The sequence below is a fragment of the Comamonas endophytica genome, assembly GCF_023634805.2.
In the GTDB taxonomy this organism is placed as follows: domain Bacteria; phylum Pseudomonadota; class Gammaproteobacteria; order Burkholderiales; family Burkholderiaceae_C; genus Comamonas; species Comamonas endophytica.
In genome coordinates this window covers 1,889,393-1,911,362 of record NZ_CP106881.1, presented here as the reverse complement: position 1 = coordinate 1,911,362, position 21,970 = coordinate 1,889,393, and the positions used below count along the sequence as shown (strand labels likewise).

The following is a 21,970-nucleotide window of genomic DNA, read 5'->3' as shown; positions in this document are numbered from 1 at the left end:
CTGGGCTCGGGGTCCATGGGCGGACTCCCCAGGCAACTTCACTTCCCGATGCAGAAACTCGAGAAGATCACCCCCAGCAGATCATCCGAAGTGAACTCCCCGGTGATGGCATTGAGCGCGTTCTGCCCCAGACGCAGCTCCTCGGCCAGCAGATCGAGATGCGGGCCGGCGGCGCGCAGCTGCGCGGCGGCCTGGTCCAGGTGGGTGCCCACGGCCTGCAGCGCCTCGACATGGCGCGCGCGCGCCAGGTACAGGCCCTCGGGCGCGGATTGCCAGCCCGCGACCTCGAGCAGGCGCCGGCGCAGCGCGTCGAGGCCGTCGCCGGTGCGCGCCGACAGGCGCAGCCCCTCGGCCTGCAGATCGGCACCGGCCGAATCGGTCTTGTTCCAGACATCGATCACCGGCACCTGCGGCGGCAGGCGCTCGGTGAGCGTGGCGCGGATCGCGTCGTCGGCCGCGCGGTAGTCGTCCAGGCCCTGGCGCGTGAGGTCGTGCAGGAACAGCACCGCGTCGGCCGCGGCGATCTCGTCCCAGGCACGCGAGATGCCGATGCGCTCGACCGTGTCCTCGCTCTCGCGCAGCCCGGCGGTGTCGATCACGTGCAGCGGCACACCCTCGATCTGGATGGTCTGCTGCACCTTGTCGCGCGTCGTGCCCGCGATCTCGGTGACGATGGCGAGTTCCGCGCCCGCCAGCGCGTTGAGCAGCGAGCTTTTTCCGGCGTTGGGCTGGCCGGCGATCACCACCTTGATGCCCTCGCGCAGCAGCGCGCCCTGGTGCGCGCGCGCCAGCACGCCGTCAAGCGACTGCTGCAGCCGCTCGAGCTGGCCGCGCGCGTCGGCCTGCTGCAGGAAGTCGATGTCTTCCTCGGGGAAGTCCAGCGTCGCCTCGACCAGCATGCGCAGGCGTACCAGTGCGTCGCGCAGCGTGTGGATCTCCTGCGAGAACGCGCCCGACAGCGAGCGGCTGGCGCTGCGCGCCGCGGCCTCGGTGCTGGCGTCGATCAGGTCGGCAATGGCCTCGGCCTGGGCCAGGTCGATCTTGTCGTTGAGAAAGGCGCGCTCGGTGAACTCGCCCGGCTGCGCCAGGCGCAGGCCCGGCAGGCAGGGTTGGCCCGTGGATTCCAGCTCGGCCGCGGCTTCGAGGCAGCGCGCCAGCAGCAGCTGCAGCACCACCGTGCCGCCATGGGCCTGCAACTCGAGCACGTCCTCGCCGGTGTAGCTGTGCGGGCCGGGGAAGAACAGCGCCAGGCCGTGGTCGATGGGCTGGCCCTGGGCATCGCGCATCGGCAGATAGGTCGCCTCGCGGGGCTTGAGCGCGCGCCCGCACAGGCGCTGCACGAGGGGCGCCAGGCCCTTGCCGGAGACCCGCACGATGCCCACGGCTCCGCGACCGGGGGCTGTGGCAATGGCGGCGATGGGGTGGTCGTGGCGGGGGAGCATGTGACTTTGAATTTTGAGGACAGACGTTCATGGTTCGACGGGGCCGCCGAGGCAGGCTCACCACGAACGGTTTTTATCCGTTCGTCCTGAGCTTGTCGAAGGATGAAGGGCCTGCAATCCAGTTTAGAGGACAGGCCGTCCATGGTTCGATCCTTCGACAAGCTCAGGATCACCACGAGCGGCTTCCGTTCGTCCTGAGCCTGTCGAAGGATGAAGGGCCTGCGCTCAAGTTTCGAGGACAGGCCGTCCATGGTTCGACATGGCTCACCACGAACGGTTTTTAGGACAAGCTCACCACGAACGGTTCAAAACAGGCATCGCGGCATGATAGCCCGACGTCTGCCCGTCCGTTTCACACTCCACAAACCACCACGGCCGCAAAAGCGGCCGTGGCGTTCAGGAGCGTGAGCCCGTCAGGTCAATTACTTGAACTTCGGCAGATTGAACTGCGGCGGCACGCCCATGCGGGTGTTGATCAGCCATTGCTGGGCGATCGACAGCAGGTTGTTCGTCAGCCAGTACAGCACCAGGCCGGCGGGGAAGAAGAAGAACATCACGCTGAACATCAGCGGCATGATCCACATCATCTTGGCCTGCATCGGGTCCGGCGGCGCGGGGTTGAGGGCGGTCTGCAGCAGCGAGCTCAGCGTCATCAGGACGGGCAGGATGAAGAACGGGTCGGGCGAGGACAGGTCCTTGATCCAGCCGATCCAGGGCGCGTTGCGCATCTCGACGCTCGACAGCAGCACCCAGTACAGCGCGATGAACACCGGGATCTGGATGATGATCGGCAGGCAACCGCCCATCGGGTTGACCTTCTCCTCGCGGTAGATGCGCATCATCTCCTGCTGCATCTGCTGCGGCTTGTCCTTGAGGCGCTCGCGCATCTCCATGATCTTCGGGTTGATGGCCTTCATCTTGGCCATGCTGGCGTAGGCCTTGGCGTTCAACCAGTAGAACAGGATCTTCAGCACCAGCACCAGGCCGACGATCGACCAGCCCCAGTTGCCCAGCAGGCTGTGGATCTTGTCGAGCAGCCAGTACAGCGGCTTGGCCATGATGGTCAGCCAGCCATAGTCCTTGACCAGTTCCAGGCCGGGGGCCAGGGCTTCGAGCGTCTTCTCGAGCTGCGGGCCGGCAAACAGCCTGGCGTCCACGCTCTTGCTCTGGCCGGGTTCGACCGTGCCCAGGGGCGTGATCATGCCCACCGCATAGAAGTTGTCGCTGACCTTGCGCGCGAAGATGTCGCGCTGCATGCCGTCGGCCAGCAGCCAGGCGCTGGCGAAGTAATGCTGCACCATGGCCACGTAGCCGTTGGCCGAGGCCTTCTCGAATTCGGCCTTGCCGTTTTCGATGTCCTTGAAGGCGACCTTCTGGTACTTCTTGGCCTCGGTGTAGACCGCGGGGCCGGTGAAGGTCGAGTACATGCTCGACTCGCCCGGGGGCGCATTGCCGTCGCGCGCCAGCTGCACGTACAGCTGCGGGTTGATCGCGGAAGTGCCGGCGTTGACCACTTCATGCTTGACGGCGATGTCGTAGGCGCCGCGGCGCAGCGTATAGGTCTTGGCCAGCTTCACGCCGCCGAGCTCGGCCGACTCGAAGCGGATCTGCAGCGTGTCCTGGCCGTCCTGCAGGGTCGTCGCGCCCGGCATGAGCTGCATGGGCGTCGTGTGGTTGGGGAAGCTGCCGCCGATCAGGCCGGACTCGGCCTTGTACATGCGCTGCGCGCTTTCATCGAACAGCACGAAGGACTTGGTCTTGTCGGCCATGTCCGCGTACTGGCGCATCTCGGCGTGCTTGAGCGTGCCGCCCTGCGTGTCGAAGGTCAGTGCCAGCACATCGGTGGCGACCTGCACGTTCTGGCGCGCGATGGCCGGGGCCGCGGCGCCGGGAACCTGGTTGGGGTTGACGGACGCGGGCGCCGACGACGGCACCGTGGAGGCACCCGATGTCACGGGCGTCGCGGGCGCGGCGACCGGAGTGGTCACGGGCGCGGGGAAGAAGGTGGCCTGTTTGCCGTTGTGAACTTGCCACTTGTCCCATAGCAAGACCATGGAAAAGCCAAATATCACCCACAGGATGGTGCGGCGAATGTCGTTCATGAAGACTTCTTTGAGGAAGGTTGGGTGGTCGAAGAAGAAGGCTGGCAGCAGGCAAACAGCCGGGGCGCCTGCGTGGGGACCGGATCATGACCGCCATCACACCACGGATGGCAGCGCGCCAGCCGGCGCAGGGTCAAATAGCTGCCCGCGGCCGCGCCATGCCGCTCGAGGGCGCCCAGCGCATACACGGAGCAGGTGGGCTCGAAACGGCAGGCCGAGCCAAGCCAGGGGCTCAAGGTCAGGCGGTAGCCCCGCACCAGTGCCATGAGCAGGGCACGCATCATGGGGCAGCCCTCGCTGGAACGGCTTCTGCGGGGGCGGCGGCCTGCGCCGGCACAGCCTTGGCCTTGGGTGCCGGAGACGCCGGCGCGTTCTGGCGGCGCACGGCGTAGGCGAAAAGCTGGTGCAGCTCGGCGCGCACCGCCTGCTTCAGCACCTCGGACGTCGCGCTGATGAACTGCTTGCGGTCGAAGGTGGCGCGCAGGCGCACCACGTAGGCGGCGCAGGCCAGCTGCGGCGCGTATTCGTCGCCCAGCACATAGACCTGGCGGTTGATCGCATGGCGCGTGACGGAGCGCTTGGCCCAGCGCTTGGGCGCCATGGCGCCGAGCCAGGGGCCGGGCGCCATGGCAAACAGGGCCTGCGGGGCTTGCGCTGAAGGCAAGCCGCCGGGCCCTGAGGGAGGCGTTGCAGGCACATCCCCGCCGAGTACCAGCCGATGCAAGGCAAAGTGCGGGGTACGGGAGACGATGCCTCCCGCCATCGCAGCCTGGAACTGCGGACGCGTTTTCAGCCGTTGCATACGTGGCACCTCCGAGGAGGAGCCCAAGGGGTGAACCGATGGGCAGGCGCCAAGAATGGCCTTAGACGGCCAGGCGCTTGCGGCCCTTGGCGCGACGTGCGTTGATGACAGCACGGCCGCCCTTGGTCTTCATGCGGACGAGGAAGCCGTGGGTACGGGCGCGGCGTGTCTTGGAGGGCTGGTAAGTACGTTTCATGATGTTGTTCCTTGAGGAGGTTCAGATTTGCACCGGGCCGGCAAAACGCCGCCTTCCGGCAACACCCGCTGGCTGCAAAAAACAGCCGGCCGGGCCATATCACCCTGAACACATTCAGGGAAACCCGCGATTATCTCCACATTCGTTCCATGTTGCAATGCCCCTTCACGGCGCAGGCCGGCAACTTTCCGGGGCACGGGTTGAGGACAACCACCTGATATTTTGTGGATAAGTCCTGTAAAAGCTACAATCGGTGCCCCGCAACTGTTCCTCTATCCACAACAAGACACCGAAGATGACCGAGGAACCTAACAACGACGCCGGCCAAGGCCTGTGGCAGGTCTGCGTGGAGCAGCTGGGGCAGGATCTGCCCGAACAGCAGTTCAACACCTGGATCAAGCCGCTCACGGCCACGGTGGCTGAGGACTTTTCAAAGGTCACGGTCCACGTGGCCAACCGCTTCAAGCTCGACTGGATCCGCGCGCAGTATGCCGGGCGCATCTCGGCCATGCTCGAGGCCCTCTATGGCCAGCCCGTCACCCTGGAGTTGGCGCTCGCTCACCGGGAATCGGTGACGCGCACTTACGTGCGCCCGCCTTCCGCCGACCGTCCCGGCGTGCAGGAAACGCAGCAGATCACCACCAGCGCCGCGCCGGAAGAACCCGCCGCGCCGGGTTTCCGCACGCGCCTGAACGCCGCCCTGACCTTCGACACCCTGGTCGAGGGCACGGCCAACCGCATGGCGCGCTCGGCGGCCATGCATGTCGCGGGCTCACCCGGCCATCTGTACAACCCGCTGTTCATCTACGGCGGCGTGGGCCTGGGCAAGACCCACCTGATGCACGCCGTGGGCAACCAGCTGCTGGCGGACAAGCCCGACAGCAAAGTTCTCTACATCCACGCCGAGCAGTTCGTGTCGGATGTGGTCAAGGCCTACCAGCGCCGCACCTTCGACGAGTTCAAGGAGCGCTACCACTCGCTCGACCTGTTGTTGATCGACGACGTGCAGTTCTTCGCCAACAAGGACCGCACCCAGGAGGAGTTCTTCAACGCCTTCGAGGCGCTGCTGGCCAAGAAGAGCCACATCGTCATGACCAGCGACACCTACCCCAAGGGCCTGGCCAACATCCACGAGCGCCTGGTGTCGCGCTTCGATTCGGGCCTGACGGTGGCCATCGAGCCGCCTGAGCTCGAGATGCGCGTCGCGATCCTGATCAACAAGGCGCGCGCCGAGAACGCCGACATGCCCGAGGAAGTGGCGTTCTTCGTGGCGAAGAATGTGCGCTCCAACGTGCGCGAGCTCGAAGGCGCGCTGCGCAAGATCCTGGCCTATTCGCGCTTCAACCAGAAGGAAGTCTCGATCCAGCTGGCACGCGAGGCGCTGCGCGACCTGCTGTCGATCCAGAACCGGCAGATTTCCGTGGAAAATATCCAGAAGACGGTGGCCGACTACTACAAGATCAAGGTCGCCGACATGTACAGCAAGAAGCGCCCGGCCAGCATCGCGCGGCCGCGCCAGATTGCCATGTACCTGGCCAAGGAGCTGACGCAGAAGAGCCTGCCCGAGATCGGCGAGCTGTTCGGCGGCCGCGACCACACCACGGTGCTGCATGCGGTGCGCAAGATCGCCGGCGAACGCCAGCAGCTCACCGAACTCAACCAACAACTGCACGTGCTCGAGCAGACGCTCAAGGGCTGAGGTGCTTCGACCCTCGCTTGCCAACCTCCAAAAAAGCCCCGCGAACGGGCAGAATGCTGGATGGGGTGGCGCGAGGGCTCCGCTCCCCCTTATAGCGCGCAACGTACCCCAAAACACTAGAGGTTGACATGATCGTCCTGAAGGCAACACAAGACAAGGTTCTCGCAGTCCTGCAGTCGGTGTCCGGCATCGTCGAGCGCCGCCACACGCTGCCCATCCTGGCCAATGTGCTGATCCGCAAGACAGGCAACGCCCTGCAACTCACCACCAGCGACCTGGAAATCCAGATCCGCACCACCGTCGAGCTCGGCGGCGACACCGGCGACTTCACCACCACCGTGGGCGCGCGCAAGCTGATCGACATCCTGAAGACCATGCCCGGCGACCAGACCGTGGCGCTGGAAACCAGCCAGAACAAGATCGTGCTCAAGGGCGGCAAGAGCCGCTTCACGCTGCAGACCCTGCCGGCCGAGGACTTCCCGCTGGTGCAGGAAGCCGCGGCCTTCGGCCCCTCGTTCAGCGTGCCGCAGAAGGTGCTCAAGGACCTGCTGGGCCAGGTCTCGTTCGCGATGGCCGTGCAGGACATCCGCTACTACCTCAATGGCATCCTGTTCGTCGCCGAGGGCAAGACGCTGAGCCTGGTGGCCACCGACGGCCACCGCCTGGCCTTCTCCAGCGCCACGCTCGACGTCGAGGTGCCCAAGCAGGAAGTGATCCTGCCGCGCAAGACCGTGCTCGAGCTGCAGCGCCTGCTGTCCGACGTCGGCGGCGACAACCAGCCGCACATCGAGATGCAGTTCGCCAACAACCAGGCGAAGTTCACCTTCGGCGGCATGGAGTTCGTGACCAAGCTGGTCGAGGGCAAGTTCCCCGACTACAACCGCGTCATCCCCAAGAACCACAGCAACAGCGTGACCCTGGGCCGCGCGCCGCTGCTCGCGAGCCTGCAGCGCACGGCCATCATGACCAGCGACAAGTTCAAGGGCGTGCGCCTCACGCTCGAGCCCGGCACGCTGCGCGTGGCGTCGAACAACGCCGAGCAGGAAGAGGCCGTGGACGAACTCGACATCGACTACGGCGGCGCCACGATCGAGATCGGCTTCAACGTCACCTACCTGATCGATGCCCTCACCAACATGGCGCAGGACATGGTGAAGATCGACCTGGCCGATGGCAACAGCTCGGCGCTGCTGACCATTCCCGACAACGAGCAGTTCAAGTACGTCGTCATGCCGATGCGCATCTGAGGCCCGGGCCCGCGCATCGTGAAACCACGCGGCACCTGCCCTCCCCGGCCGGTGCCGCCTTACTACCCCATTGAATATTTTGGAAACCCCGTTTCCTCCGGACCGCAAGGCTTCTCCCAATGACCGCTGACACTACGCTGCCCGAACCCCAAGGCGACTCGATCGAGCCGACCCACAAGATCGACGCCCAGCAGGCCGGCGCCAGCGAAGGCTATGGCGAAGGCGCGATCCAGATCCTCGAAGGCCTCGAGGCGGTGCGCAAGCGCCCCGGCATGTACATCGGCGACACGTCCGACGGCACCGGCCTGCACCACCTGGTCTTCGAGGTCGTCGACAACTCCATCGACGAAGCGCTGGCCGGCCACTGCGACGACATCCTCGTCACCATCCACGCGGACAACTCCCTGTCCGTCATCGACAACGGCCGCGGCATTCCCACCGGCGTGAAGATGAACGACAAGCACGAGCCCAAGCGCTCGGCCGCCGAAATCGCGCTGACCGAGCTGCACGCCGGCGGCAAGTTCAACCAGAACAGCTACAAGGTGTCGGGCGGCCTGCACGGCGTGGGCGTGTCCTGCGTGAACGCGCTGTCGTCCTGGCTCAAGCTCACGGTGCGCCGCGAGGGCAAGGCGCACGAGATCGACTTCGCGCGCGGCTTCGTGCAGAACCGCCTGATCGAAGAGGTCGACGGCGTCGAGATCTCGCCGATGCGCATCATCGGCCCGAGCGACAAGCGCGGCACCAAGGTCCACTTCCTGCCCGACACCGAGATCTTCACGCAGAACAACGAGTTCCACTACGAGATCCTGGCCAAGCGCCTGCGCGAGCTGTCCTTCCTGAACAACGGCGTGCGCATCCGCCTCAAGGACGAACGCTCGGGCAAGGAAGACGACTTCTCCGGCGCCGGCGGCGTGCGCGGCTTCGTGAACTTCATCAACGCCAACAAGAAGGTGCTGCACCCCACGGCCTTCTACGCCACGGGCTCGCGCCCGGCCGAGTCCTATGGCGGCATTCCCGGCACCGAGATCGGTGTCGAGGTGGCGATGCAGTGGAACGACGGCTACAGCGAGCAGGTGCTGTGCTTCACCAACAACATCCCGCAGCGCGACGGCGGCACCCACCTCACGGGCCTGCGCGCCGCGATGACGCGCGTCATCGGCAAGTACATCGAGCAGAACGAGTTGGCCAAGAAGGCCAAGGTCGAGGTCACGGGCGACGACATGCGCGAGGGGCTGTGCTGCGTGCTCAGCGTCAAGGTGCCCGAGCCCAAGTTCTCGAGCCAGACCAAGGACAAGCTGGTGTCGAGCGAAGTGCGCGCGCCGGTCGAGGACATCGTCGCCAAGACCCTGGCCGAGTTCCTGGAAGAGCGCCCGAACGACGCCAAGCTGCTGTGCGGCAAGATCATCGAGGCCGCCCGCGCCCGCGAGGCCGCGCGCAAGGCGCGTGAAATGACGCGCCGCAAGGGCGTGCTCGACGGCATGGGCCTGCCCGGCAAGCTCGCCGACTGCCAGGAAAAGGACCCCGCGCTCAGCGAAATCTACATCGTCGAGGGCGACTCCGCCGGCGGCTCCGCCAAGCAGGGCCGCGACCGCAAGTTCCAGGCCATCCTGCCCCTGCGCGGCAAGATCCTGAACGTCGAGAAGGCGCGCTACGAGAAGCTGCTCGCCAGCCAGGAAATCATCACGCTGATCACGGCGCTTGGCACCGGCATCGGCAAGGCCAGCGCCGAGTCAGGCAAGAGCAGCAGCGACGATTTCGACCCCGCCAAGCTGCGCTACCACCGCATCATCATCATGACCGACGCGGACGTGGACGGCGCGCACATCCGCACCCTGCTGCTGACCTTCTTCTACCGCCAGATGCCCGAGCTCGTCGAGCGCGGCCACATCTACATCGCCCAGCCGCCGCTGTACAAGGTCAAGAGCGGCAAGGAAGAGCTCTACCTAAAGGACGGCCCGGCCCTCAACAGCTACCTGCTGCGCATCGCCTTGAACCACGCCAGCGTCACCACCGGCGGTGCCCAGCCGCGCACGCTGGAGGGCGAGGAGCTGGGCAAGCTGGCCTATATGCACCTGGCGGCGGAATCGGTCATCGAGCGGCTGTCGGCTTTCATGGACGCCGAAGCTCTGCGGGCGATTGCCGATGGGGTGCAGATCAAGCTTGATACGCTGGAGGAAGCGCAGGCCTGCGCGCCGGTTTTGGAGGCCAAGCTGCGCGAGCTGACCGTGACTGGCGTCCCTGCTGAAGTCACCGGCGAGATCGACCCGCAGTCTGAGAATCCGGTGCTGCGGATCAGCCGGCATCATCATGGGAATATTAAGAGCTCTATCTTGACGCAGGACTTTGTGCGGAGTTCTGACTATGCGGCGTTGTCGGCTGAGGCGCAGCATTTCAATGGACTGCTCTCGGAAGGTGCCAAGGCGATTCGTGGAGAAGGCGACAAGGCTCGCTCGGAGCGCGTTGGGGACTTCCGCCAAGCCATGCAGTGGTTGCTGTCTGAGGCGGAGCGGACTACCAGCCGCCAACGCTATAAAGGTCTTGGTGAGATGAACCCGGCGCAGCTTTGGGAGACTACTATGGATCCTAATGTTCGTAGTCTGCTGCAGGTTGGCATTAGTGATGCTATTGAGGCGGATCGGGTGTTTACCATGTTGATGGGGGATGAGGTCGAGCCGCGACGCAACTTTATTGAGGCTAATGCGTTGAGGGCGGGGAATATTGACGTTTGAAAATACAGGTTTTCAAAAATTCTCATAAATGAGAAAAAGCCCGGCGTGCCGGGCTTTTTTATTTAGAAAGTGTGAAGGAAAATTTTCGAGTGACTGCTTCAGGCTGAGAGCTGACGTATGAGCTTCAACATCGAATGTCGGCGGCGATCAACAGCTGAACTTGATGGTCTCTGGCTGTAATCTCCAAGAATCGGCATTCAAGGATTTACGCAGCCCTTGTCGGCGACCACCCCGACCCAGCCCCTTGACGAAGATTACCGTGCCTTCAGGCAAAATCCAGATGATCGGGGCAAGCCTGGCGTCGGGTCTGCCGGGAAGCCCACCTTGAAGAATGGAACAGCACCAATGGCACTGACGAAGAAGGGCGAGTTCTGGTACGGGACGACGTCCGGCGACACCCAAGCCGAGCTGCGCAGCTATAGCGTTGCGAATCGCCATGAGGCCGTCCGGTTTGCCTCGTCCAAATGCGATTGCGGGTGCCGGACTTTTGCGCTGCAGACAGATGAACAAGCCGGTGTGGCAATCCGCACCTGCACCGACTGTGGGCAGGAACACCTGATGGGCGACAGCGCGGACTACGTTGAAGAGGCCGCCCCCGAGGCGCACGAGTGTGTGTGCGAGAACGAGGCGTTCGAGCTGATGTCTGGCGTCTCCGTGTATGAGGGCACACATGACGTGCGCTGGTACTACATCGCTTGCCACTGCGTGGAATGCAATCTGGTTGGGGTCTTCGCAGACTGGAAGTGTGAAGCGGGTGATGCGGCGGCCTTCCTCGCCAAGGTATGAGTGCGCGCATCCCGCAGAGATCCTGCTCGCAGGCTCGAGCGGCCGAGGAGTGTCATGAGGTGGTCGGTGGACTTGGCTGTATTAATGACAGCAATCGCTGCAATGCAGTCACTCGGCCTTAACGCAAAGATAACTATTAGGACCCAAAAATAAAAGAAAACTTCGTGAAAAGTCATCGACCTTCGACTGATGAATGCTTTAGCTACTATCCCGAATCGCCAGGCAGATGAAAAATTCAGATGGCGCAAACGCGGCTTTCACGCAGCTGTTCCAACTGAAATGCTTGTTTTTACTGATCTAACCCCCATGTATCTGGACTAAGCCCAAAGACTTCTCGACAGCATCAGCGCGGTGAATAGACGCCACGCTGCTACCAAAGAGCAGTAAAGACAAGTGATCGACGATGGGTTCTGCAACATCACAAAAGGCAGATCTATCGGTCAGCAGCATCACGCACACGGGGTCGGCTGTTCACCTCGCAACAAGCTCCCCAGTTCGCGGTCCCCCAAAGACCGCACTTCGAGTAGAGAGATGAACATGCCCAAACAGACCTACAACGTACAAGAAGTCCCAGGAGGCGTCCCCGTAAAAATGTGGACCAAAGGCGTTCCCGTCGAAGAAGAAGCCCGCCAACAACTAGCCAACGCCGCTCGCCTCCCCATCGTCTTCAAGCACATCGCCGCCATGCCCGACGTGCACCTGGGCATTGGCGCCACTGTGGGTTCGGTGATCCCCACGCTCAAGGCGATCATCCCGGCGGCCGTGGGTGTGGATATCGGCTGCGGGATGATGGCGGCGAAGACCACGCTGCGCGCCGAGGATCTGCCGGACAATCTGGGGAAGCTGCGCTCGGCCATCGAGAAAGCGGTGCCGCATGGCTCGGCGCCCAAGCATAAGGGGCGCGACGTGGGCAGTTGGGGCGACAGGCCGCCGGAGACGGTGGACAAGGCCTGGGCTGGGCTGGCCGATGAGTTCGATGCGCTGTGCGAGCTGCATCCGCGGCTGAGGCATACCAACAACCGCAAGCACCTGGGCACGCTGGGCAGCGGCAATCACTTTATCGAGGTCTGCCTGGACGAGGTCGGCTTCGTGTGGTTCATGCTGCACTCGGGCTCGCGCGGGGTGGGCAATGCCATTGGCACGCATTTCATCGAGCTGGCGAAGAAGGATGCGGAGCGGCACCAGCGCAATCTGCCCGATCAGGACCTGGCCTATTTCGAGGAAGGGGCGCAGTATTTCGGCGACTATGTGCGCGGCGTGTCGTGGGCGCAGAAGTTTGCGATGAAGAACCGCGAGGTGATGATGGCCAACCTCATCGCCACGGTGCGCTCGGTCATTACCAAGCCTTTCGAGGTCTACGTCGAGGCGGTCAACTGCCACCACAACTATGTGCAGCAGGAGCGCCACTTCGGCCAGGATGTGTTCGTCACGCGCAAGGGCGCGGTGAGCGCGCGGCGTGGCGAGATGGGCATCATTCCGGGGAGCATGGGGGCGCGCAGCTATATCGTGCGCGGGCTGGGCAATCCGGAGAGCTTCGAGAGCTGCAGCCATGGCGCGGGCCGGGTCATGAGCCGCACCAAGGCGAAGAAGATGTTCACGGTCGCGGACCAGGTCCGGGCCACGGCGGGGGTCGAGTGCCGCAAGGATGCCAACGTCATCGACGAGATTCCCATGGCCTACAAGGACATCGATGCCGTCATGGCGGCGCAGAGCGATCTGGTCGAGGTGGTGCATACCTTGAAGCAGGTCGTTTGCGTGAAGGGGTAAGCGCATCGGGCGCAGCTGCGGCCCCACTCCCCTAAGATCCCCCCATGAAACTTGCCAACATTCCCTTCATCACCACCGACTGGTCCACCCTCCCCCGCACCGAGCATTCCGCCGAAGCCGGCCAGGCCTTCTGGCGGACGCAGCACTTCGGCGACGTGCGCGTGCGCATGGTCGAGTACACGGCGGGGTATGTGTCGGACCATTGGTGCAGCAAGGGCCATGTGCTGCTGTGCCTGGAGGGCGAGCTGGAGACCGAGCTGCAGGACGGCCGCAGGTTCACGCTGAAACCTGGCATGAGCTACCAGGTGGCGGACGATGCCGAGGCGCACCGCTCGCGCTCCGTGGGCGGGGCCCGGCTGTTCATCGTCGATTGATAGATGGCTGCCCGCGTGCCGCACCGGATGGTGCTGGGCCTGGTGGCAGTGGCAGTGCTTTTGCCCGCCACCCTGGGCGCGGGCTTCTGGTCGCTGCTGGGGTTTGGCTTCGTGGCGGATGCGCTGCTGCGCAGCCAGCACCCCGGCGCGGCGGCGATGGTGCTGGCGGCGCTCGTGGGCGGGTGGTTCGGGCTGGGCACGGCCTGGCGCCTCTACTACTGCCTGCTGCGCGGGGATCTCTCGTTCGACCGCCGGCGCGCCTGGTGGGGGCTGGGCAGCGGGGCATTGGTCGCCATCAGCCTGATTGCCCTGTCCAGCGGCTCGCTGATGTTCCGGCTGGCTTTCTTTGGCTGGCCTTTGCTGGCGGTGGCGTTCTTCGGTGGGGTGCTTTGGCGCCTTCGGGGCTAGCCTGCGGCCCTTCTTTCTGCGGCGCGGCCTCCCGGCTGGCTGGTCCAGAACCATGCAGGCTGGAACCTTCCTCCGGCCCCGGTTACTCATTTCCGATGTCCGCTGCGTCCAGCGGCCATCACAGGAGAAACCACTTGTCCGTCGCCATCAGCCACCGCAACGCGCTGCAGCCTGCCACGCTGCCTTCTCCGGGCAGCCAGGACGGCATGGAAGGCGCGCGACAGGCCAAGGACAAGTCCGCCGCCGGACTCGAAGGCAGGGAGGGACCGCGCAGCATCCGTCCTTCGACGCCGGTGCGCATTGCGGGCATGGTCGACGGCGCCCAGCTCGCGCGATCGCTTTCGGAACGCACGCTCCATGCAGCGACCCCGCAGCAGATCGGCGCGCGGCGCGACCTGACGGCGGGGCTGGTCAACAAGCTCATCAACGCCATTGAAAGCGAGCGCGCGAAGGACGGCGTGCTCAGCCAGCAGGGCGAGGCGCTGCGCGAATGCGTGAACCGCTTCGCGGATGCCTTCGAGTTGCTGGGCGAAGGCCCGGTCGTGGGGGACAGGCTGCTGGCGCAGATGGAGCGCCTGGAAGACGTCGCGGCTTCCCTCGAAAGCGGGATCGACGCGGATCCAGGCACGCTGCTCGCGGGCCCGGAGGTCGACAGCTTGCGCAAAAGCCTGCTGGCGCAGGTGCAGGACCGCCTTTCCTACCTGGGCCGCACGGTGGACAACGCTCCCCTGTCGCTGCCCCATATGTACGAAAGCAAGGCCCAGTTCTCCGAAGTCGCGGTGCGGGTCCTCGACACGCAGCTGGACCGCGTCGACCTGGGCGCCGTGCAGCGCGACATGCTGGAGAAGGCGCGCAAGAGCATCTTCCAGGCACGCGCCGGGCAGCTGCATCAGGAGGCGCGGGAGCACGCCGGGAAACTGGGCGATCCCCGGAAGGTGTTGGGCAGCAAACCCTCCCGGTTCCTGGGCATGCTCGGCATGGGCGAGCAGCACCGGGCGCGCGAAGCCCTGGGGCGGGAGCTGCTGGCGTGCGCGGCGGGAGGCGCGCTGCCCGGCTGCGACACGCCGCAGATCGACGAGCAGACCCTCGTCCAGGACACGCTCAAGAAGCTGTTCAAGGAGGCGGGGCTCGACACCAGCGGCCTGAAGCATGCTTTCCACAGGGGCATGAACGATGTCCTGAACAACGGCCAGGAGTGGGGGCCCGTGCGCAACGGGATGCAGCTGCGGACGGACGGCGAGACGCTGCTGAGCCATAGCGAGATCACCCCGGCAGGCGACTTCAGCCGGGACCATGAGAACCCCCTGAAGCCGGAACTCGGACGCACCGCGTCCTATCGCGGCAGGGGCATCAACTCGCACGACACCACCGAATACCACCACGGGGTGAACGTGGCGCAGACCCGGCTGCTCGATGGGCAGGGCCAGGTGCTGTTCTCGGGCATGCGCCATGGCGTGATCTCGGCCTTCGGCATCAACCAGGACGCCGTCCGGCACATGAGCGACCAGGAGCTCGCGCCCATGGTGAAGGCCTTGCTGCCCGAGCATCTCTGGACAAGCACGAACCATCCCGTGCCCAACCTGACGGGGGCCCTGGAGGCGGTGCGCCAGGATTCCCGGCTGGTCGATACCATGCGTGCCAACGCCAACCACAACCGCGCGCGCGACACCGTGCTCTCCACCTTGCTGGCCGACAGCGCGCTGGCGCAGCGCGCCTTCTCTGGCGGCGCCGTGGCGCTGGACATCCTGTCGATCTCGCTGCTGACGCCGGACAACGTGCGGCCCCTCGTCTCCGACGCCTCGAAGAACGAGCGCCAGATGATGCGGGAGCAGATGCAGGCATGGGACAGCGTGAAGGGCGAGCAGAGCTTCCTGGTTGCCGATGGCACGGGCCGGATGCGCACGATCAAGGTGAACGTGAACCCCGTGGCCTGCAACTACGGCGTGAACGCCGGCGCCGTCGGTTCGGCCTCGTGGCTGGTCGGTGGCTGGGACAACGTGGAGGGCATCAACGGAAAGGCCATCGGCGAGCTGCTGGGCGGCGATATCGCATCGTTGGCAACCACTGGCATGCCCGGCGGCCTGATCGGCGAACGCATGCAGGCGCTGGAGGAGCAGGTGCGCACGGATCACGAGGAGCTCCAGCACGCCGTTCAGGTGGGCGACGAGCTGCAGGCCGACAAGGCGCGCGCCCGGCTGCGCCTCGACGAACCCCGCCTGGCCCAGGCACGCGAGCTCGCGCGGCAGATCGCGCGGATCCACCAGGATGGCAGCTATCGCAGCGCGGGCCAGGAGCCCTACAAGATGCCGACGCGGCTGGCGGTGCTGGCCGAGATGTTCGGCCTCAAGGTCCTGTTCAATTGCAAGAGCGGCAAGGACCGCACCGGCGAGCTCGACGCCGAGATCAAGCACTTCAAGCTGCAGATGGGCCTGAGCGGCAAGGTGCCGGACCACGAGCGCACCCGCAGCGCCGCGGAAATCGCCCAGTTCCACGAGGTCGTGACCCAGAGCGGCAACTTCGAGATGCAGCGCCTGAACACCGGCTACGCGGGCTACAAGCTCAAGGGCGTGGAGGCGCTGTACCGGCAGTTCGGCGGCGAGAGGAAGGGCGACGCGCTCACCGCCAATTTCCACGGCCTTTCACACCTGACCGCCAGCTGACTCTTCACGCAGGACCCATGCCATGGACATCTATGAACAAGCCAGCGCCCTCCTGCTCGGCCTGGGCAGCACTCTGGGAATCGCGCTGGCCCTGGACGCCGACGGCGCCTGCGGCCTGCGCGTCGACGACCGCCTGGAACTGACGCTGCGCCTGGAGCCGCGGCAGCAGGCGCTGCTGGCCTATGCCCAGGTCCATGCGCTGCCGGAGACGGGCGCCGAGAGCGTGCTGCTCCACCTGATGGCCGCCAACCATGTCTGGGAAGAAAGCCAGGGCGCGACCTGGTCGCTGCACGGTGGCCAGCTCACGCTGGCGCGCCTGCTGCCGCTTCGGGATCTGGATGCCGGGCAGCTGGCGCAGGAACTGGCGCGCTTCGCGGATGTGGCGCTTGGCGAGCAGCAGCGCCTGCAAAGCCTGGCCGGGCCGCCGGCTTATGGCCAGGGCCTGCCGGTTTTTGCCATGCTCGCCGCCTGAGCTTCAACGCGCCGCCGCGGCCTCGGCCAGCGCCGGATGCGCCTCGAAATACCCCGCCATGTGCAGCAGCAGCCCGGTGATGTCGCGCTGCACCACCTCGAAATTGGCATTGCGCTCGCGTGATTCCTCGTCCATGTAGATCGGGCGGCGGATCTCGATCTGCATGCTGTGGCGCTGGAGCGCGGGCTGGCCTATTTTTGCGATCAGCTGCACGCCCTTGTACGGGTCGTTGCGCGCCACGCTGTAGCCGCGGCCGCGCAGGTATTCCTCGACCAGCGCCACGAAGGCCGGCTCGCAGGTCGTGCCGTCGCGGTCGCCGAGCACGAAGTCGGCCAGCGGCTTGTCGCTCTTGATCTGCAGCCGCTCATAGGCGTTGTTGGGCATCGAATGCAGGTTCAGATGCCACACCGCGCCAAAGCGCTGGTGCGTGCTTTCGACGGCCGCGGCCAGCGCCTGGTGGTAGGGCTGGTAGCAGCGCGCGATGCGCTGCTGCACCTCGGCCACCGACAGCAGGCGGTCGTAGATCGGCGTGTTCTTCACCGTGCGCCAGACCAGGCCCGAGCCCAGGCGGGTCTTCTCGCTGGGCGCCAGCGGGGTCGGCCAGGGGCTGGCGAGCAGCTCCGGGTCGATGTCGTCGAGCGTGCGGTTCAGGTCCAGATAGCTGCGCGGGAACAGCGCCTCGACCAGCGTGGCGCCCAGTCCGGGCGCGGCGCCCCAGAGGGCTTCGACATGGGTGTCCTCTGCAGCGCGCAGCAGCGCGCGCGGCACCGCGTGGCCGAAGTCATCGGGGTAGCGCACGCCGCTGTGGGGCGAGTCGCAGACCAGGGGAATGGCGGCGCCCTCGGGCGCGTGCAAGCGGAACATGGCGGAGCTCTCTTGCATGCTCACTCCACCGCGATCTTCGCGACCTTGGCGACGTTCTGGTAGCGCTGCACGGCCTGCTCGATCTGGGCCTGGAACTGTTCCGAGGTGTTCGGGATCAGCGTGGCGCCGGCTTCTTCCATCTTCTTGATGAAATCGGGCTGCTTCATGGCCGTGTGGATGGCCTGGTTGAGCTTCTTCACGATGGGCGCCGGCGTGCCCGCGGGCGCGACCACGCCGAACCAGCCGCCGTTGCCCATCTGCGGGAAACCCAGCTCGCCATAGGTGGGCACGTCGGGCAGCGCGGGGTTGCGCTTGTCCGAGAGCACGGCCAGCGCATGCAGGCGGCCGGCCTTGATGTGCGGCAGCGCCGAGGGCAGGTTGTCGGTGATGGCATCGACCTGGCCGGCGATCGCGTCGTTGAGCGCCATGCCCGAGCCCTTGTAGGGCACGTGCAGCAGCTTGATGCCGGCCAGGCTGGAGAAGTACTCGATGTTGGAGTGGCCCAGCGATCCGGTGCCCGGCGAGGCAAAGGTGATCTTGGCCGGCTCCTTCTTCGCCAGCGCGAGGAAGTCCGGCATGTTCTTGGCGGGGAACTTGCCCGTCACCGCCAGCACGCTGGGCACCGTCGCCACGTTGCTCACGGGCACGAAGTCCTTGACCGGGTCGTACTTGAGGCGGCTGCCGTAGGCGGCGACGTTCGAGCCATGGGTGCTCATGGTGGCCATGCCCAGCGTGTAGCCGTCGGGCTTGGATTTGGCGACCATGTCCATGCCCAGCGAGCCGCCGGCGCCGGCGCGGTTCTCGATGACGATGGCCTGGCCCAGCTCGCGGCTGGCGTACTCGCCGATCAGGCGCGCCGCGAGATCGGTCGAGCCGCTGGCCGCAAAGGGCACGATCAGCTTGATCGGGCGGTCGGGGTAGTCGGCCTGCGCGGCGCTGGCGCCCAGGGCGGCAAAGACGGCCAGCGCGAGGGCGGCCGAACGGCGGGAGATTGGGAAGTGGGGCGTGGTCATGGCTGCCAAGTGTCGGGCTGCGCCCCCGCGGCGCAAAACGACAAATTGGCAACGAGCATGACTGTTGTGCATACTCGCACCCTCACAGGGCATCCGCCCTGCCCCAGACGCTCCTGCCCCATGCGAATGCACTCGCCCTCGATGTCCGAACTCCATGCCTTTGCCGCGGCGGCCAGGCTGGGGAGCTTTTCCCGCGCGGCCGCGGAACTGTGCGTGACGCAGAGCGCGATCAGCCGGGCCGTGGCGCGGCTGGAGCAGCATTACGGCGTGCCGCTGATCAAGCGCAATGCGCATGCGCTGGCGCTGACTCCCGTCGGACGCGAGCTGCTCGACGCGGTGCGCGGGCCGCTGAGCAGCATCGAGGAAGCGAGCGCGCGGCTGCGCGTCATGCCCGCCGACCGGCCGCTGCATCTGGCCGTGGTGCCGACCTTCGCCAGCGTCTGGCTGATCCCGCGCTTGCGCGACTTCCAGGCGCTGCACCCGGGCATCAAGCTGAACTTCGTGCCCTACAGCAAGCAGGAGGATTTCTCCGGTCCCGTGCCCGACGCGGCGGTGCTCACGGGCGTGGGGCCGGAGGCCTGGCCGCAGTGCAGCTGCGACTACGTGATCGGCCGCGAGATGGTGCCGATCTGCCACCCCGCGCGCCTGCAGCAGCGGCTGGCGCAGGGCGCCTGGCAGCAGCCTGGCGACCTGGCATCGGAGCCGCTGCTCTATCACACCACCGCCCCCGGCAACTGGACGCAATGGCTGCGCGCGGCGCATGCGGGACGCACCGCGCCCAATCTCACGACGGCCTTCGATCAGGTCTCGATGCTGATCCAGGCGGTCATTGCCGACATGGGCGTGGCACTGGTGCAGCGCTGCCTGGTGAAGCAGGCGCTGGAGTCGGGGGCGGTGGTGGCGCCCTTCGATCTGCCGATCGAGCTGCAGCGCGGGTACTTCCTCTGCACGCCGCGCGACCGGCGGCCAAGGCCGGGGTTTGCGGAGTTCCGGCGGTGGTTGCTGGGGGCGGCGGAGGAGGATGTAAGGGGGGTGTAGGGCTCCAGATTCGTGGGGGTTGGTGAGGGGAGCGCGATTGCTTGAGGGCAGGACGTCCATGGTTCGATCCTTCGACGGGGCCGCCCAGGCAAGCTCAGGATCACCACGAACGGTTTTCACATGAGGGGGCTGTTGATGGTTCTGCGAGCTCACTATGGAAGGCTTATGACAAACTCGCTACGAACGGTTTTTCCGTTCGCCCTGAGCCTGTCGAAGGGTGAACGGCCACCCTTCCAATAGAAAGCATAAAGGCCGGACTGCCCTACGCCGCGCCCGCCCTCACCTCCCCACAAGCCCTCTGCAAACACCCGATGAAATCCTCCAGCGTGGAGCTCACATGGTCCGCGTTCCAGATCACCGCAATGGGCCCGAAGCGGATGGCGGATTCCATGGGCAGCTTGCGGAACAGCCCCACGCTGGCCATTTCGTCGGCCATGGACTCGGAGCACACGCCCACGTAGTCGCCCTTGCTCAGCAGCGCCTGCATCATGGCCAGGGCGGCGGTTTCGGCGCGCGGCGTGAGCCAGGAGGCGCCCTGATCCAGGAGGAAGGCATCGAACTGGATGCGCGTGAGCGTGCCGGCCGGGGGCATGACCCAGCGCTGGCGCAGCAGCTCGCTCAGCGGGGGCTGCACCGGCTGGGACCAGAATCTGCTGCCGCGCCCGATCACCACGGCCACGCGGTCCTCGAACAGCACCGCGTGCTCGAGCCGGTCGCGGTGCGCGCGCGCGTCGAGCACGCCGATCACCGCGTCCATCGTGCGGTTCTCCAGGCTGTCGAGCAGGCTGGAGAACACGCCGTCGTGGATGGAAACCGCCACGTCCTCATGCAGGTTCTGGAATTCGGAGATGGCCTGCGGCAGCCCGCCGGCAATGCCCGCCCAGACGCTGCCGATGTTCAGGCGCGGCACGCGGCCCGCGGCCACCGCGCTCAGTGCCTTGCCGGTGTGCTGGATGTCGCCCAGCACATTGATCGCCAGCTGCTTGAGCAGGTGCCCGGAAGGCGTGAGCTGCAGCTTGCGGCCACGCACCACCAGCGCCGTGCCGACCACGCCTTCGAGCTCGGCCAGCCAGTGGGACATGGCCGATTGCGTCATGTGCAGGCGTGCGGCGGCCTGCGTCAGCGTGCCGGCCTGGTCCAGCAGCAGGAACAGTTCCAGGTGCTTGATCTTCAGGCGGCGCGCCCAGTGCATCTCGTCTGTTTTATCGATCATGAGCAAACCTTCATGCAGGCATATTGCATTTTCATTAGGTGTTATAGAAGACATGACATGAAAATCAACTCATGTTTTACGATTTCTAAGTTGAAGGAGTGCCTGTGTCAAACGCTTTTTCCCATGCTTCCAAGCTGCTGGCCTGCGCCGCAGTGTGCGCCATCGGCACTTCCACCGCATTCGCGCAGGGTGCCTACCCCGAGCGTCCCGTGCGCCTGATCGTCTCGCAGGCCCCGGGCGGCAGCTCCGACACGATCGCGCGCCTGTGGGCCGAGCATGCGGGCAAGGCCATCGGCGCGACGATCGTGGTCGAGAACCGTCCCGGCGCGGGCGGCATCATCGCCGCCCAGGGCCTGCTGGGCCAGCCGGCCGACGGCTACTCGCTGCTGTACGGAAGCGTGTCGCTGATGGTGCTCAACAAGTTCACCTACAAGCCCCTGCCCTACAACCCCGAGAAGGACTTCACGGGCGTCGCCATGCTGACCACCGTGCCCTTCGTGCTCAGCGCCAACCCCAAGACCGGCATCAAGACGCTCAAGGAGCTGACGGACCAGGCCAAGGCCGCGCCCGGAAAATTCAACTACGCCTCCGCCGGCCTGGGCAACTCGACCCACCTGGCGGTGGAGCTGCTGTCGAAGAACCTCGGCATCACGATGACGCACATCCCGTACAAGGGCGAGTCCGACGGCCTGCTGGCCACGGTGGGCGGACAGACGGAAATCATGGCGCCGGTGTATGGAAGCGCGCTGCCGCACATCCAGAACAGGAAGCTCAACCCGCTGGCCGTGCTCTCGCCCACGCGCCTGCCCGATCTGCCTGAAGTGCCGACCGCCAGCGAGCTGGGCGTGAAGGGCTTCGACAACATGGGCTGGAGCGCCATCGTGGCGCGCGCCGGCACGCCCGCGGCCATCGTGGAAAAGCTCAATAAGGCGACGGAGAGCTTCCACCAGAACCCCGCGGTGCAGGCGCGCCTGAAGACGCTGGGCGTGATCCCGGTCTCCGGCCCCGCCTCGCTGGTGACGGAGACCGCCGCGCGCGACGTCGCCGCGTGGGGCCCGACGCTCGACACGCTGAACCTGAGCAGCAAGTAACCCGGTTCGCGCTTTTTCCAACCATGCCCCATGGGCCCCTGCGCGGGCGCCCCTGGGGCCATTGACC

19 protein-coding genes are annotated in these 21,970 nt (G+C 65.7%); 11 read left to right on the top strand and 8 right to left on the bottom strand.

Annotation, left to right across the window (positions count from 1 at the left end; all coding sequences use genetic code 11):
* Positions 1-38 precede the first annotated feature (38 nt).
* From mnmE to rpmH, 5 genes are all read right to left on the bottom strand, one after another.
* Positions 39-1,442, bottom strand: coding sequence for a tRNA uridine-5-carboxymethylaminomethyl(34) synthesis GTPase MnmE (mnmE, locus tag M9799_RS08550; RefSeq protein ID WP_231042864.1), 1,404 nt, complete (start codon positions 1,440-1,442; stop codon positions 39-41).
* Between the two features lie 422 nt (positions 1,443-1,864).
* Positions 1,865-3,544: a membrane protein insertase YidC gene (gene yidC, locus M9799_RS08545; protein WP_231042865.1), complete on the bottom strand. Its 1,680-nt coding sequence runs from the start codon at positions 3,542-3,544 to the stop codon at positions 1,865-1,867.
* Entirely contained in the window at positions 3,541-3,828 is a 288-nt protein-coding gene (yidD, locus tag M9799_RS08540) for a membrane protein insertion efficiency factor YidD (RefSeq protein WP_231042866.1), read from the bottom strand. Before yidD ends, yidC begins: the two co-directional genes overlap by 4 nt.
* Positions 3,825-4,346: a ribonuclease P protein component gene (locus M9799_RS08535; RefSeq protein WP_231042867.1), complete on the bottom strand. Its 522-nt coding sequence runs from the start codon at positions 4,344-4,346 to the stop codon at positions 3,825-3,827. Before M9799_RS08535 ends, yidD begins: the two co-directional genes overlap by 4 nt.
* Positions 4,347-4,407: 61 nt before the next feature.
* Complete coding sequence (gene rpmH, locus M9799_RS08530; RefSeq protein WP_012207856.1) at positions 4,408-4,542, bottom strand: 50S ribosomal protein L34; 135 nt, start codon at positions 4,540-4,542, stop codon at positions 4,408-4,410.
* Between the two features lie 295 nt (positions 4,543-4,837).
* Here rpmH and dnaA point away from each other — a divergent pair, with 295 nt between their 5' ends.
* The 9 genes from dnaA (at position 4,838) to M9799_RS08485 (ending at position 16,684) form a co-directional block, all read left to right on the top strand.
* Positions 4,838-6,241, top strand: coding sequence for a chromosomal replication initiator protein DnaA (dnaA, locus tag M9799_RS08525; RefSeq protein WP_231042868.1), 1,404 nt, complete (start codon positions 4,838-4,840; stop codon positions 6,239-6,241).
* Positions 6,242-6,369: 128 nt separating this feature from the next.
* On the top strand, positions 6,370-7,488 hold the full coding sequence (gene dnaN / locus M9799_RS08520; protein WP_231042869.1) for a DNA polymerase III subunit beta: 1,119 nt from the start codon (positions 6,370-6,372) through the stop codon (positions 7,486-7,488).
* A 119-nt stretch (positions 7,489-7,607) separates the two neighbouring features.
* A complete protein-coding gene (gene gyrB, locus M9799_RS08515; RefSeq protein ID WP_231042870.1) occupies positions 7,608-10,217 on the top strand; it encodes a DNA topoisomerase (ATP-hydrolyzing) subunit B in 2,610 nt (869 codons plus the stop codon).
* A 345-nt stretch (positions 10,218-10,562) separates the two neighbouring features.
* Complete coding sequence (locus M9799_RS08510) at positions 10,563-11,003, top strand: hypothetical protein (protein ID WP_231042871.1); 441 nt, start codon at positions 10,563-10,565, stop codon at positions 11,001-11,003.
* Positions 11,004-11,540: 537 nt separating this feature from the next.
* Positions 11,541-12,770 (top strand): RtcB family protein, encoded by a 1,230-nt coding sequence (locus M9799_RS08505; RefSeq protein ID WP_231042872.1) that lies wholly within the window; start codon positions 11,541-11,543, stop codon positions 12,768-12,770.
* A 44-nt stretch (positions 12,771-12,814) separates the two neighbouring features.
* Positions 12,815-13,144 (top strand): DHCW motif cupin fold protein, encoded by a 330-nt coding sequence (locus M9799_RS08500; protein WP_231042873.1) that lies wholly within the window; start codon positions 12,815-12,817, stop codon positions 13,142-13,144.
* A 3-nt stretch (positions 13,145-13,147) separates the two neighbouring features.
* Positions 13,148-13,552, top strand: coding sequence for a hypothetical protein (locus tag M9799_RS08495; RefSeq protein WP_231042874.1), 405 nt, complete (start codon positions 13,148-13,150; stop codon positions 13,550-13,552).
* Positions 13,553-13,686: 134 nt separating this feature from the next.
* The gene (locus M9799_RS08490) at positions 13,687-16,212 is read left to right on the top strand and encodes an inositol phosphate phosphatase SopB (protein WP_231042875.1); all 2,526 of its coding nucleotides are present in this window, start codon (positions 13,687-13,689) and stop codon (positions 16,210-16,212) included.
* A gap of 22 nt (positions 16,213-16,234) precedes the next feature.
* The gene (locus M9799_RS08485) at positions 16,235-16,684 is read left to right on the top strand and encodes a type III secretion system chaperone (protein ID WP_231042876.1); all 450 of its coding nucleotides are present in this window, start codon (positions 16,235-16,237) and stop codon (positions 16,682-16,684) included.
* Positions 16,685-16,687: 3 nt separating this feature from the next.
* Here the strand turns inward: M9799_RS08485 and M9799_RS08480 are convergent, their stop codons facing one another.
* Both M9799_RS08480 and M9799_RS08475 read right to left on the bottom strand, forming a co-directional pair.
* Positions 16,688-17,548, bottom strand: coding sequence for an N-formylglutamate amidohydrolase (locus tag M9799_RS08480; protein WP_231042877.1), 861 nt, complete (start codon positions 17,546-17,548; stop codon positions 16,688-16,690).
* 20 nt (positions 17,549-17,568) lie between these two features.
* Positions 17,569-18,561 (bottom strand): Bug family tripartite tricarboxylate transporter substrate binding protein, encoded by a 993-nt coding sequence (locus M9799_RS08475; protein ID WP_231042878.1) that lies wholly within the window; start codon positions 18,559-18,561, stop codon positions 17,569-17,571.
* Positions 18,562-18,681: 120 nt separating this feature from the next.
* Here M9799_RS08475 and M9799_RS08470 point away from each other — a divergent pair, with 120 nt between their 5' ends.
* Positions 18,682-19,599 (top strand): LysR substrate-binding domain-containing protein, encoded by a 918-nt coding sequence (locus M9799_RS08470; protein WP_231042879.1) that lies wholly within the window; start codon positions 18,682-18,684, stop codon positions 19,597-19,599.
* 262 nt (positions 19,600-19,861) lie between these two features.
* On the opposite strand, the gene M9799_RS08465 is transcribed toward M9799_RS08470, so the two are convergent.
* Complete coding sequence (locus M9799_RS08465; RefSeq protein WP_231042880.1) at positions 19,862-20,812, bottom strand: LysR family transcriptional regulator; 951 nt, start codon at positions 20,810-20,812, stop codon at positions 19,862-19,864.
* Between the two features lie 104 nt (positions 20,813-20,916).
* Between M9799_RS08465 and M9799_RS08460 the strand changes: the two genes are divergently transcribed.
* Positions 20,917-21,903 (top strand): Bug family tripartite tricarboxylate transporter substrate binding protein, encoded by a 987-nt coding sequence (locus M9799_RS08460; protein ID WP_231042881.1) that lies wholly within the window; start codon positions 20,917-20,919, stop codon positions 21,901-21,903.
* The last annotated feature ends 67 nt before the right edge of the window (positions 21,904-21,970 follow it).